This is a genomic window from Lysobacter sp. Root690, assembly GCF_001427785.1.
Lineage (GTDB): Bacteria > Pseudomonadota > Gammaproteobacteria > Xanthomonadales > Xanthomonadaceae > Lysobacter.
Map to the genome: position 1 here is coordinate 823,518 of NZ_LMHM01000001.1, position 12,786 is coordinate 836,303.

At 68.2% G+C, this 12,786-nt stretch carries 13 protein-coding genes; 6 read left to right on the forward strand and 7 right to left on the reverse strand.

Annotation, left to right across the window (positions count from 1 at the left end; translation table 11 throughout):
- The first annotated feature begins 77 nt into the window (after positions 1-77).
- The 3 genes from ASD86_RS03580 (at position 78) to ASD86_RS03590 (ending at position 2,400) form a co-directional block, all read left to right on the forward strand.
- Positions 78-896, forward strand: coding sequence for a DUF4124 domain-containing protein (locus tag ASD86_RS03580; RefSeq protein WP_056106841.1), 819 nt, complete (start codon positions 78-80; stop codon positions 894-896).
- A complete protein-coding gene (locus ASD86_RS03585; RefSeq protein WP_056106843.1) occupies positions 896-1,570 on the forward strand; it encodes a DUF4124 domain-containing protein in 675 nt (224 codons plus the stop codon). Before ASD86_RS03580 ends, ASD86_RS03585 begins: the two co-directional genes overlap by 1 nt.
- A 161-nt stretch (positions 1,571-1,731) precedes the next feature.
- Entirely contained in the window at positions 1,732-2,400 is a 669-nt protein-coding gene (locus ASD86_RS03590) for a hypothetical protein (protein WP_157476079.1), read from the forward strand.
- Positions 2,401-2,425: 25 nt separating this feature from the next.
- Here the strand turns inward: ASD86_RS03590 and ASD86_RS03595 are convergent, their stop codons facing one another.
- Both ASD86_RS03595 and ASD86_RS03600 read right to left on the reverse strand, forming a co-directional pair.
- The gene (locus ASD86_RS03595) at positions 2,426-2,971 is read right to left on the reverse strand and encodes a hypothetical protein (RefSeq protein WP_157476081.1); all 546 of its coding nucleotides are present in this window, start codon (positions 2,969-2,971) and stop codon (positions 2,426-2,428) included.
- 46 nt (positions 2,972-3,017) lie between these two features.
- Complete coding sequence (locus ASD86_RS03600; protein WP_056106848.1) at positions 3,018-3,794, reverse strand: SDR family oxidoreductase; 777 nt, start codon at positions 3,792-3,794, stop codon at positions 3,018-3,020.
- An 85-nt stretch (positions 3,795-3,879) separates the two neighbouring features.
- Between ASD86_RS03600 and ASD86_RS03605 the strand changes: the two genes are divergently transcribed.
- Complete coding sequence (locus ASD86_RS03605) at positions 3,880-4,107, forward strand: hypothetical protein (RefSeq protein WP_056106850.1); 228 nt, start codon at positions 3,880-3,882, stop codon at positions 4,105-4,107.
- Positions 4,108-4,525: 418 nt separating this feature from the next.
- Here ASD86_RS03605 and sppA read toward each other — a convergent pair whose 3' ends face one another.
- Positions 4,526-6,415: a signal peptide peptidase SppA gene (gene sppA / locus ASD86_RS03610; RefSeq protein ID WP_056106852.1), complete on the reverse strand. Its 1,890-nt coding sequence runs from the start codon at positions 6,413-6,415 to the stop codon at positions 4,526-4,528.
- Positions 6,416-6,590: 175 nt separating this feature from the next.
- Positions 6,591-8,024, reverse strand: coding sequence for an MATE family efflux transporter (locus ASD86_RS03615; protein WP_056106854.1), 1,434 nt, complete (start codon positions 8,022-8,024; stop codon positions 6,591-6,593).
- A gap of 125 nt (positions 8,025-8,149) precedes the next feature.
- Here ASD86_RS03615 and ASD86_RS03620 point away from each other — a divergent pair, with 125 nt between their 5' ends.
- Both ASD86_RS03620 and ASD86_RS03625 read left to right on the forward strand, forming a co-directional pair.
- Complete coding sequence (locus ASD86_RS03620) at positions 8,150-9,685, forward strand: DUF3667 domain-containing protein (RefSeq protein ID WP_082578012.1); 1,536 nt, start codon at positions 8,150-8,152, stop codon at positions 9,683-9,685.
- Entirely contained in the window at positions 9,682-10,029 is a 348-nt protein-coding gene (locus ASD86_RS03625; protein ID WP_056106858.1) for a DUF4286 family protein, read from the forward strand. The genes ASD86_RS03620 and ASD86_RS03625 overlap by 4 nt, the downstream gene beginning before the upstream one ends.
- Before the next feature lie 129 nt (positions 10,030-10,158).
- Here ASD86_RS03625 and ASD86_RS03630 read toward each other — a convergent pair whose 3' ends face one another.
- The 3 genes from ASD86_RS03630 to ASD86_RS03640 form a co-directional block, all read right to left on the reverse strand.
- Entirely contained in the window at positions 10,159-10,713 is a 555-nt protein-coding gene (locus ASD86_RS03630) for an SMI1/KNR4 family protein (protein ID WP_056106860.1), read from the reverse strand.
- A gap of 88 nt (positions 10,714-10,801) precedes the next feature.
- Positions 10,802-11,404, reverse strand: a complete 603-nt coding sequence (locus ASD86_RS03635) for a DUF3106 domain-containing protein (RefSeq protein WP_056106862.1) — start codon at positions 11,402-11,404, stop codon at positions 10,802-10,804.
- A 62-nt stretch (positions 11,405-11,466) separates the two neighbouring features.
- Entirely contained in the window at positions 11,467-12,486 is a 1,020-nt protein-coding gene (locus ASD86_RS03640; protein WP_056106865.1) for a sigma factor-like helix-turn-helix DNA-binding protein, read from the reverse strand.
- Positions 12,487-12,786 lie beyond the last annotated feature (300 nt).

The window sequence follows — 12,786 nt, forward strand, 5'->3', positions numbered from 1 at the left end:
TAAACCCGCCCTCAACGCCAGCGATCGGCGACCGGATTCGACTTCCCCGTAACGCAGGCGAGGCGCAAGATGCGTGCATGAACGCCATCCACGCCCGCCGTCGAAGCCTGGTCCTGGCCGCCCTGCTGTCTACCGGCGCATCGCTGGGCACGGCGCAGGCCGCCGAGGTGCTCATCTATCGCTGCACCGACGATCGCGGTCAGCTCAGCCTGCGCGACACGCCCTGCGCCCAGGGCCAGCGTCAGCAGACCCTGAGCATGGCCCGCCCGGTCGACCCGCCGCCGCGGACGATCGAAGCCTCGGCCGCGCCGGCCCCGGCCTCGCGCCCGGGCATCGACAGCAGGCCGCGCGTGCTGGTGGTGCGCAACCCGCAACCGATGTTCGACTGCGTGCGCCCGGACGGCAGCAGCTACACCAGCAGCAACGGCGACGGCAATCCGCGCATGGTGCCGATCGTCGACCTGGGCTACGGCGTGCCGGTCTACAACGGCAACCACACCTCACTCGGCGGCCGCATCGGCGCGCCCCGGCCGCGCCTGGGCGACCCGTCCGCCGTGCTCAATTCCACGAGCTCCCGCTCGATGGGCATCGGCTCGGCGGGCATCGCGGTGGCCGCCAACGGCCGCCACGGCAATGTGAGTTATGCGACCACTGCCTATTCGGGCGGGTATTATTCCGGCGGCTACAACTACGGCTCCGGCGTGTACTACGGCAGCCAGTTGATCCGCGACGAATGCGAGCAACTGCCCCAGGAAGAAGTGTGTTCGCGCCTGCGCGACAACCGCTACCAGGGCGATCGCCGCTACAACAGCGCGCTGCAGAGCGAGCGCGAACAGATCACCCGGGAACAGCGCATCATCGATGCGCGAATGAACGCCGATTGCGGAGCTTACTGATGCGTGTGTGGTGGTTGTCGGTTTTGTTGCTGGCCAGCGCCGGCACGCACGCGCAAGGCGGCAAGGTGGTCATCTACCGCTGCACCGATGCACTGGGCCAGTTGACGGTGCAGAACAACACGCCGTGCCCGAAGGGCCAGCAGCAGGAAAAACGCGTGCTCGAAGGCGTGTCGACCTCGTCCGCGCCGCCGACCTTCATCGGCTCGCCGGTGGCGCCGTACGCGCCGGCCAACGCGCCGCCACCGCACCCGCCGGTGTCCTCGCAACTGCCGTCGGTGAAAACGCCCGCCGCGATCAAGCAAGGCCCGCCCGTGCCGGCCGGCCCGCAGATCGCCGACGCCGACCGGCTGCCGCCGCCGGTGCTGTTCGAATGCCGCACCTACGACAACGGCCGCTACCTCAACGACGACGGCAATCCGCCGCAGCGTTGCGCGCAACTGCAGACCACCGGCCTGGGCGGCAACACCAGCCCCGGGGTCGGCGTCGCCTGCCAGATGGTCACCGACCAATGTCAGCGCCTGCCCGACGAAGCCTTGTGCGAAAACTGGAAGCAGCGCCTGCGCGAAGCGCAATCGGCGCTGCGTTTCGGCCGCAGCGACAGCAAGGATGCGTCGGCCGCCGAGGTCGCGCGAATCCAGCGGATCGTGACCGAGAGCACCTGCGGCAAGAAATAAACCGCGGCGCGACAACGCGCACGTCTCGGCACACCGCGTCGCCCGCGGCGTCGATCGCGCTTCGTGCTCAATCGCTTGCATGGTTTTGTATGGCCCTCGGATGGACCGCGGCCTGAGCGGTCGCGGCGCGCGCCTATCGCCCGGACCGTTCGCCCGCGCATTTGCCGCGGCGCCGGGCGCGTCGCATAGTCGGGTATCGCCGACGCGCGGATAACGCCATGCCGGAACCGAATCCACCACGTTCGCGTCGCTTCGATCGCCGCCTCATCGTCTGGATCGTCGCCGCCATCGCCGTGTCCGTCGCGATCGCGATGGCGTCCACGGCGACAACGGGCAAGTTCCTGCCTTCGCCCGACATCCTGTGGCTCAAGCTGCTGTTGAACACGGTCGCGGCGAGCGGCGCGGTATTCGCTTTCATCGCGCTACGGCGACGACAACGCGCGCTGGCGACGGACACCATCGATCCATCCGAGCTGATCGTTCGATTCCAGCCTTCCGGCGGCAGCGCGATACTGAGCGCATTCGTACTGCTGGCCCTCAATGCCATGCTGACCGGTCTGGTTCCGCCGTTGCTGCATCGGCTGGCAGGCCCGGTCGAGACGAGCGTGATCGAGCCGGTCCGCACGCAGACATCGCGCATGCGCGGCTGCCGGCGGATGGCCGTGCTGCCCGGCGATTCGATGTTGATGCGCCGCCGGCTGTGCGCCATCCCGGTGTTGCTGCATGACGAAGTGAGCGACGCCGGCCGCATCGAAATCGTCGGCTCGGTGTCGTATTTCGGTATCGCCGTGCGTTCGTATCGCGCGGTTCCTGTCGCCGACACGCCGTGACGCGAGCAAGCGTCGCTCGCCTCTATCAACGCGATGCGCGCGGCGCGGCGTCGTAACCCTCGACCGAGATACCGAAGTACGAGCGCTTGCCGCGCAGCTCGATGCGTTCGCTGTGGCGCAAGGCGCCGAAGGTGTTGGGCGGAATCGTGCACAGGCGACGACGCAGCAGAAAGCCGTCGCCGGGCAGCACGGCCGAGGTGCGGCAACCGCGGAAACTCGATTCGCGCACGCGCACCGCTTCGATCTGGGTCGCCGGACGCGGGCCGGCCAGATGGTGCAGCAGTATCGGCAACCCGAAGCGCAACGCGCTGTGTGCGATGAAGAAACACGCCACGCACAGCAGCACCTGGATTGCGCCGCCATGGCGCCGGTCGGACGACGAGGCCAGCGACAGCGGCCAACCGTATAGCAGCACGATCACACCCAGGGCCACCGCCGCGGCCAATAGCACCATCACCGGGCCCAGCCAGGCCGCCTCCAGCGACGGCACGAACGGGTCCAGCATCGTCCGGATTCCCATCGCCAGCAAGACCACGCCGAACAAGGTCCAGCCGGAACCCGACTTTCGCATATCGATGACAACCGGCGCTTTGTCGCGAGCGGGCATGGCGATGTTCTCAGAATCCGTAACGCTGAAACCCGCCATCCACCGCGATGCATTCGCCGGTGATGTAGCCCGCCGCCGGCAGACACAAAAACGCGACCGCCGCGGCGACTTCCTCGGGTTCGCCGATGCGGCCGGCCGGCGTGCGCAGCAGCACTTCGTCGAGATAATCCGGATCGGCGAGTTTGTCGGAGGTGCGGCGGGTGCGGATGTACCACGGCGCGACCGCGTTGACGCGCACGCCGTCCTCGGCCCATTCCACCGCGAGGTTGCGGGTCATCTGGTGCATCGCCGCCTTGCTCATGCCGTACGGCGAGCCGGTGCGCACGTGCAGGTTGCCCGACACGCTGCCGACGTTGACGATGCTCGACGCGGCATGGCGGGTCAGCAATGCATGCGCGTAGCGCGACAGTTCGAACGCCGAGAACACGTTGATCTCGAAGATCTGCCGCCACTCGTCCTCGGTGTAGTCGTTGGTCGGCTTGCTCAGGTTGCCGCCGGCGTTGTTGACCAGGATGTGCAGGCCTTCGCCGAAGTCCTCGACCCAGTCCAGCAGTTCGCGCCGCTGTTCGTCGTCGGCGACGTCGGCGACGAAGCCGTGGATATCGCGGTCGGGGAAGTCTTCGAGCAGTTCGGCGCGCGCCGCGTCCAGCGCGGTCGCGTCGCGCGCGGCCAGCAGCACGTCGGCGCCGAAGCCGAGCAGTTCGCGCGCGATCGCGCGGCCGATGCCGGCGCTGCCGCCGGTGACCAATGCGAGCTGTCCGTCCAGTCGCCAGCGCTTGGGGTCCATGGCTTGTCTCCGGGTGTGCGGTGGATCGCCGCGCTGCGCGCGCGACCGGCGTAGCATAACGGCCGGACCGACCGAGGATGCCGCGATGAAACCACGCCGTATCGTATCGACCTTCGCCTGCGCCGCCCTGCTGTGCGCGCTGGGCGCATGCTCCAAGCCCGAGCCGCCGGAAAAAGAGCGGCCGGTGGACCCGCAGGCGACGCAGATGCGCGACGCGATCCAACAACCGATCGAGCAGGCCAAGTCGGTCGAGGGCGCGGTCGATCAGGGCGCCCAGCAGACCCGCGACGCGATCGATGCCGCTGGCGGCTGAGTGATCGCGGTGCAATGCCGGACTGCGATGCGGCCCGGCCCGGTCACGACGTTGCCGTCGTCGACGTCGTTGCCCGAATACTTTTCGTTGCCTCGTTACTTTTACGGGTGGCGCTTCAGCCCCGACGCTCTTGTGTCGGTTCGCGCGGATGGTTCGTCGCGATCGGAACGAAAGGCGTCGGGGCTGAAGCCCCTTCCCCAAGAGCTGCCGCGCTCAAGCCATATCGGGCCGCGCGCCAACGCGCCCGCAACGATTGGGGCTCGGCGCCCGCAGTGGCCTTTTGCTTGTGAAACGACAACGGGCCGCGATGCGGCCCGTTGGCTGGTGACTCGTCGCGGCTGTGGCCCTCACCCCAGCCCTCTCCCGCCAGCGGGAGAGGGAGCGGATCGTGGCGCTCTGCCGGGTTACGGGAGGCGCGTTACAGCTCGCAGAAGCAATACGCCAGCGACTTCACCGGCACGCCGCTGGTCGGCTTGATCGAGCTTTCCAGGAAACGCAGGTCCGACGCGGTCTGCGGCAACGCCTTGGCCAGCAGGCCGCGGGCGAGGTCGGAACGGCCCAGCAGCGCGCTGCCGGCCTGGCTCTGGGCGATGCCGGCGAAGAAACGCTCGAACGGAGTCGGCATCTTCTCGACGTAACGCACGCGGTACTCGCCGGCCTTGCCGAGCTTGGCGCGCGCGGCGACATCGGTGATCGCATCGGGCAGGCCGCCCAGCGCGTCGACCAGACCGCGTTCCTTGGCCTGCGCGCCGCTCCACACGCGACCGCGCGCGATCGCGTCGATCTCGGCCACCGGCTTCTTGCGCGCGTTGGCGACGCGGCCGGTGAAATCGGCATAGCCCTTGTTGATCACGGTCTGAATGACCTGACCGACTTCCGGCGCCAGCGGCCGGGTGATGTCGAAGGAACCGGCGAAACGGGTGGTGCCCACGCCGTCGGTATGCACGCCGATCTTTTCCAGCGCGCGCGGCACGGTCGGGATCATGCCGAAGATGCCGATCGAACCGGTGATGGTCGAGGCGTCGGCGTAGATCTTGTCGGCGTTCATCGAGATCCAGTAACCGCCCGACGCGGCCAGATCGCCCATCGACACCACCACCGGCTTGCCGGCGGCCTTCAGCGCGACGATCTCGCGACGGATCTGCTCGGAGGCGAACACTTCGCCGCCGGGCGAATCCACCCGCAGCACCACCGCCTTGACGTGCTCGTCGTCGCGCGCGTCGCGCAACAGCGCCGCAGTGCTGACGCCGCCGACCGAACCGGGAGGCTGCTCGCCGCCGGCGATTTCGCCCTCGGCGACCACGATCGCGACCTGCGGACGCTGATCGGCGGGATTGACCATGCGGTCCATGCCGGCGATGTAGGCGTCGAACGAAATCTGGCGGAAACCGCCCTCGGCGTCGGCATCGGCCGCGCCGCGCTTGGTCAGCAGGGTGTCGACTTCTTCGCGCGTCTTCAAACCATCGATCAGCTTGAGCTGCATCGCGTACTTGCCCAGGTCGCCCTGGACCGCGTCCAGGCGCTGCGGCAGTTCGTCGATCGCGGCGGTCAGGTCGGCGGCCTTGAGCTTGCGCGCCTTGGCCACGTCGTCGAGATAGCGCGACCACAGGTCGTTCATCCAGAACAGATCGGCGGTCTTGGACTCTTCCGACGCGGCGTCGAGGATGTACGGCTCGGCCGCCGACTTGAACTCGCCGACGCGGAACAGATGCACGTCCACGCCGAGCTTGTCTTGCAAGCCTTCGCGGTAGTACTGGCGATAACGGCCCAAGCCCTCGAGCATCAACCCGCCCATCGGATCGAGGAAGATTTCGCTGGATTGCGAAGCGACCAGATACTGCTTCTGATCCATGGTCTCGGCGAAGGTGATGACTTCCTTCTTGCTCGCGCGCACCCGCGCCACCGCCGCGGCGACTTCGCGCAGCGACGCCATGCCGGCCGCCTGCAGCTTGTCCAGACGCAGCACGACGCGCTCGATGCGCTTGTCGTCCTTGGCCGCGTCCAGCGCGCGGATCACGTCGCGCAGCTGCACTTCCGGGTTCTTGTCGCCGAACGCGCGGCTGAGCGCGCGCGAGGCCGGGTCGGAGCTGTACTGCTCGACCAGATTACCTTCCGGCGCGATCACCAGGGTGGTGCGCTCCTGCAACGGCTTGGCGCCGCCGCCGCTGAACAACAGCATGGCGAGAAACAGCAACAGGAAGCCGAAGAACAGCAGGTTGAAGATCAACCGGCGAGTGAAATTCATCGTGTCCCAGACGCCGACGAAGAATCGCATCAACGGCCCGCGACTTGGGGTGACTTGGTTCATTGCACAGACTCCATGTGTACCGGGTCAGACTAACCCGGCACGGGTTGCGGTTTCACCCGCCATTCGTACTGGGGCCGGGATTCGAGATTCGAGATGGGGGATTCGCAAAATCAAGGCAAGGGCCAGGGTCCTGGGCATTCACAAATCCCGAATCCCCAATCCCGAATCCCGGCGTTCAAGTACATCCGGTTTCGTGCGGATCGACCTCATGCGGCGACTCGGTCGCCATCCGCGCCGCCAGCCGCTCGGGCTGACTGGAACGCAGGAAACGCAGGCCCAGCAACACCGAGGCCACGGTCAGGCCGGCGATCAGGCCGATCCACATGCCCTTCGGGCCCCAGCCCAGGCCCAGGCCGAGCCCGGCGCCGACCGGCATGCCCACGCCCCAATAGGCCAGCGCGGCCAGGATCATCGGCATGCGGGTGTCCTTGAGGCCGCGCAGGGCGCCGGCCGACAGCACCTGAATGCCGTCGGGGAACTGGAACATCGCCGAATACAGCAGCAACGACGCGGCCAGGGCCGCGACCGCGGCGTCGGCGGTGTAGAAACTCACCAGCAGCTCGTTCGCGCTCAACAGCAGGATGCCCGAGCACAACTGGGTGGCGATCACGATCGCGTACCCAGCGAAACCGGCCCGGCGTACGCCGAGGTAGTCGCGCCGGCCCATCGCATGGCCGACCCGCACCGTGGTCGCTTCGGCCAGGCCCATCGGCACCATGAAACACAGCGCCGACAGGTTGATCGCGATCTGGTGCGCCGACGCCGGCACTTCGCCCAGGCGGCCGATCAGCAGCGCGGTGACGATGAACAGACTGCCCTCCATCAGCACGGTCACGCCGATCGGCAGGCCGGTCGCGAGCAGGCCGCGGATGGTCGGCCAATGCGGCTTGTCGAAGCGCTCGAACAGGCGCAGGTCGGCGAAGCGCTTGGCCCGGCTCAGCACCACGAAGAAACCGATCGCCTGCACCCACAGCATCGCCGCCGAGGCGATGCCCAGGCCGCCCGCGCCCATTTCCGGCAGGCCGAACTTGCCGAAGGTCAGCACATAGCCCAGCGGCGCCAGGATCAGCAGGCCGCCGGCGCTGAGCAGCATCGTCGGCAAGGTCCAGTGCAGGCCCTCGCTGAGATAGCGCATGCAGAAGAACAGCGTCAGCGCCGGCACGCCCCAGCGAATGCCGTGGAGGAAATCGCGCGCGCCGGGAATGATGCCCGGGGCGATGCCCATCGCGCCCAGCGCATAAGGGATCAGAGTCAGGAACGCGAACAAGAACACGCTCAGCAGCACCGCCATCCACAGGGCCTGGCGAAACAGCGCGCCGATTTCGCCGCGGCGGCCAGCGCCTTCGAGTTGCGACACCGACGGCGGCACCGACAGCAAGGTACCGATCGGCACCATCATCGGCAGCCACCACAGCGCGGTGCCGATGGTCACCGAGGCCAGCGTGGTGGTGCTGTGGTGACCGGCGAGGGTGTTGTCGACGAAGCCGATCAGGCCGGTGGACACGTGGCCGGCCACCAGGGGCGCGGCAAGAATCAAGGTGGTGCGGATCTCGCCCGCCAGGCCGGAACGGGCGGCGGGGCGGGAATCGGTGGGGGATGACGCGGACATGGGAGAGGACCAACAGCACGACTGCGGCCGCGCATCCGGTCTAGGGCGCTGGCGCCGGGTCGCGGCGGACGGCTATCTTACCCGCTCGAAAGTGAAGGCCGGGGAGCCTCTTTTCTCGATTCCCAATGAGCGCAACCACTTCTTCAGGCGCCAGCCATGCTGGCGAGCACGAACCAGACCACGAGCAAGGCCACGCACCCGGCGACGGCCACGGCCATCCCAGCCATTGCGAAAACTGCAATGCGCCGCTGCAAGGCCACTATTGCCACGTCTGCGGCCAGTCGGTCGTCAATCCGATCCGCCACGCCGGGCATGCGCTGGAGGAAGTGTTCGAGTCGTTCTGGCATCTCGACGGCCGCATTTTCCGGACTTTGCGCGATCTGCTGTCTCCGGGCCGGGTCGCCAAGAACTACATCGCCGGCCATCGCGTGCGCTATGTCGCGCCGCTGCGGCTGTTCGTGATCGTCTCGGTGCTGACCTTCTTCGTCGCTCAGTTCACCGTGCATTTCGATGAATCCAAGTCCGAGGGCTTCGAGGTCATCGACCTGCAAGGCACCACGGTGCGCATGGGCAACCGGCAGAAGCAGATCAAGAAAGCCAATTCGGTCGCCGAAGTCGAATCGCTGCGCCTGCAGACCGTCAAGGAACTGGAGATCGCGCGCGCGGCGATACCGGCGTCGGCCCGCGGCGCCATCGACAAGTCGATCGAAGGCGTACATCGCCAGGCCGACCTGCGCATCGAGATCCTGCGCGGCGAGCAAAGCCTCGACGAAAGCGACATCGCCGAGGGCAAGGCCGAGGGCGCGCGCGAGGCCGCCGAAGCGCTGCTGCCGCCGAACGGCATCGCCGCGGCCAAGACCCTGGCCGAAGTCGAACAACGCCGCGACGCGCTGATCGCGCCGCTCAAGACGCAACGCGCGACCACGCCGGCCGGTTCCAAGCCGCGCGATAAGATCGATCGCGAAATCGCCAAGACCAATGCCGAAGCCGGTTGCCGCATCGCCGCGTTGCAGGTCAAACACGCCACCGTCAGCCAGGGCGCGCCGCCGCGTCCGCTCGACGCGCAGCGCTACGGCGACACCGATTGCGACGACGGCAGCCCGTTGTCGTTCAATGGCCGGGCCTGGGACGCCAAGACCAATCCGCTGACGGTGAGCTGGTGGCCGCAATTCGCCAACGACTGGCTCAACCGCCAGGTCGGCCGCGGCGAAATCAACTTCAAGCGCGCCAGCAAGGAACCGTGGCTGTACATCCACTCGCTGATCGCCGCGGTGCCGTCGGCGCTGTTCCTGATGGTGCCGATCTTCGCGCTGCTGCTGAAGCTGACCTACCTGGGTTCGGGCCGCGGTTATCTCGAGCATCTGGTGGTGGCGTTGTACAGCCATGTCTACCTGTGCCTGTCGATCCTGGCGATGTTCGTGCTGGTGCTGCTCGGCAACGCGATCTCGCCGCACTGGAGCGGCTTCGCCTGGATCAGCGGACTTGGCATCAGCGCGCTGTGGATATGGATGCCGATCTATCTGCTGCTGATGGAAAAACGCGTGTACGGCAACGGCTGGCTGCCGACCCTGGTGCGCTACGTGGTGATCGGCACGCTGTACTTCGTCCTGCTGAGCTTCGTGGTGCTCGCGCTGGCGGTCGCCGCGCTGGTGCGCATGTGAGCGCGCCGCGCGCGGACGATGCCGGCGAGGCGACGGGCGTGATCTACGAGGTCAACCTCGACCTCGACGCCACCATCGCCGACGACTACCTGGCCTGGCTGCGCGAACACATCGCGCAGATCTGCGCCCTGCCCGGGTTTCTCGGCGCGACGCTGCACGTCGTCGCCGATCCGGTCGCCGAACCCGGCCGCAGCGCGCTGTGCGTGCAATACCGATTGCGCGACCAGACCGCGCTGGACGACTACCTGCGCGATCACGCGCCGCGATTGCGCGCCGACGGCATGGCCCGTTTCGGCGGGAAGTTCAGCGCGTCGCGGCGAATCCTGCATCCCATCGCACGCTGAGCGCGGCCCCTGTAGGAGCGGCGCAAGCCGCGACCGCGATACTTCGCTTGCATCGAAACCCTCGCCGCAACCGAAATGCCGCGGTCGCAGCTCGCGCCGCTCCTACACGGGCTTCGGCGATATCGATCCTCAGAACAACTGCAGGAATTCTTCCGGATCGGCCTGGATATCGCGCAGCGATCGGGTCAGCAGATCGGCGAAATCCGTGGCGACATACGCGATTTCATCCGGATCGTGCACGTAGGCGATGATCTGCCCGACCTCGCCGCCCGGCGCCGGCGCGTAGTCCTGGATCAGCAGCAAGCTCGCGCCGCCGAAGCTCGCGAACGGCAGCCAGCCCTCGTGGAACCAGCCGGCCTGGATGCGCGGATCGCGCGGCTGCGGATCGGCATAACCGGCGTATTGCTTCGCGCGTTTGCGCATGCCCTCGCGCGCGGCGAGCGCGGCCTCGAGCGGCAGGAATTCGTAACTGGTCAGAAAGTCCGGCCGGACGAACAAGGACACCTCATCGGCCGATCCGTCGCCGCTTCGCCACGCTGCGCGCAAGCCCGGATCGAGCGCGAATCCGAGCTTGCGCTCGGCCGCGGCGAGCACGGATTCGCTCGCGCCGGCTTGCGTCGACCACGGCACGTCGTGCTCGTTGTAAATCGCTTCGAGTCGAACGAGATACTGGGCGAAATCCATGTCGTGGCTCTTGTCGGACCCGTACCCGTCGGGTCGTTCGGCGGATTTGTTTCGACTGGTTGGTTTCGGCAAGCCCGGCGCGGCGATCTTAGTGCAGCAACGCATCCTGCAACCACGCGCCACGCTGCGCCGCCGGCGCGGCGAGCAGACCACTGCGCAGACGTTCGCGATCCTGCGGCGCGGTGCGCTGCACCAGCACCGCGAGGTCTTTGCGCTGAGCCGGCGTCAACGCACGCAGCGCGCTCAACAGCGCGGCGTGCTGGGCCTGCGGCAGTTGCGCCAGCAACGGCTGCAACGCGGGATAGTCCGCGCCGAGCGCGGGACCGAGCAGCCAGCCACGGCGCTCGCTGCGATCGAGCGCGTCGAACTGTTCGCGCAAGGCCCGTTGCTGCTCCGGCGGCAAGGCGGCGTAGCGCGCGGCCGCGGCCTGCAGCTGCGCGCGTTCGTCCGCGCTCAGCGCTTGCCAGGCCTGAAAACGTTCGCGGCGCTCGCCGCGCTGGGCGTCGCTGAGCTCGCCCCATTGCGCGGCGCGGCGGCCGAAGTCGCGGCGTTGGTCTTCGTTCCAGCCGTCCCAACGCTGGCCGTTGTCGCGCAGGCGGGCCTGGGCGTCGGCCGGCAGGCGCGACAAGGCCTGGTCCAGTTCCGGTGGCAATGCGCTCGCCGGCCACAACACCGATACCAGAACCAACACGGCCGCTACCAGCGTCGTCCGATGCGATCGGGTGCGCGAGGAAACTGATGCATGACGACGCATCATTCGCCCTCCGAGGCGTCGGTTTCGGACGAGTGGGTTTCGCTGCCCGGCGCGGCGGGCGCATCGGGCACGGCCGGGGTTTCGAGCGGCACCGCGGCGGCGACCGTGATCGTGCCGGCGTCGCGCGCGGCCAGCCAACTGCGGAAATCCACGTCGGTCGCGGCGGCTTCAGCCTCGGGGTCGGCCAGCAGGGCGAAGTCGCGGTGGGCGATCAGCCCGGCCTCGCGGCCGTAGCGCTCGGCCGGCGCGGACGCCTCCGGCAATGCGCTGACCTGGACGCCGTCGGGCGCGCCGAGCCAACCGCCGGCCAGACCGCCGCCGGGCCAGAACGTGGCCGCGAAGGCCAACACGCATAACGCGAGCAGGGTCCACAGCAACGGCATCAGCCAGCGCGGGCGCGCCGGCGCCGGCCGGGTGGCGCGTCCCGGCGCGGACACCGGCGCGGCGTTCGCGGGTCCGCCGCTGAGCGCGAGCTCGCGCGCCTGGGCCAGCCGCTGCAGGCGCTCGGGCGGCAGGGTCTTGATCCGGCGGTGGACCTGTTCGCGCAATTGCTGCCAGGCCTGCGGGTCGGCGCGGCCGTCAGCGTGCCGCGGCAGGGCGCGTTGCAGGGCCAGCCGGTAGGTCGCCGGGGCGACCCCGAGCACGGCCGCGGCCTCGCCTTCGCTGAGCCCGGCGGCCAGCCGCAGTAGCAGCGCAGCGCGCGGTCCGCTGCCCAGTTCGGCCAGTCGGTCGGTGGCCTCGACCGCGATCGCGACCGGGGTGCGATGGGCCAGGCCGGGCTGGGTCAGCAGCAGCGACCAGAACCGGCTCGGCCAGTCGCTGAGCGCGGCGTCGGCGGCGATCGCGCGGAATGCGCCCATCGCCGCGGCCAGCGCGGCGTCGCCGGCGGCGGCATCGCCGGCCTGCAATTCGGCCAGCACCGCGCCGCGTCGTTCGACGCCTCGCAGGAACGCGGACAGCGCCGCCGGAGCGGTCGAACGCAGTGCGGAAGGGCCCGTAGCGGGGGTCGTGGAACTCATCGGGACGGCTTCACCATACGGTGCATCATAGCGATGCGAGCGGCACACAAAACCGCTTGACAAACCGTGCAGACGCGTTCGCACGAAGCAGGACGCGGCTTGCAGCCAAATCCGGTTGTGCACAGCAGTAACAGAACCGTCATCCGCCTCAATTTCGGACCGCGCCGCGCCCGCATTACAACGATGTTTCACGAGCAAAGCCTTGATACGCAAGGGATTGGCGCGTCTGGCGATTTTTTCACCAACCTAACCCGAGGGCTTATTTCAACGCCCTCGCGCATAGCTGCGGACCCGCCATGC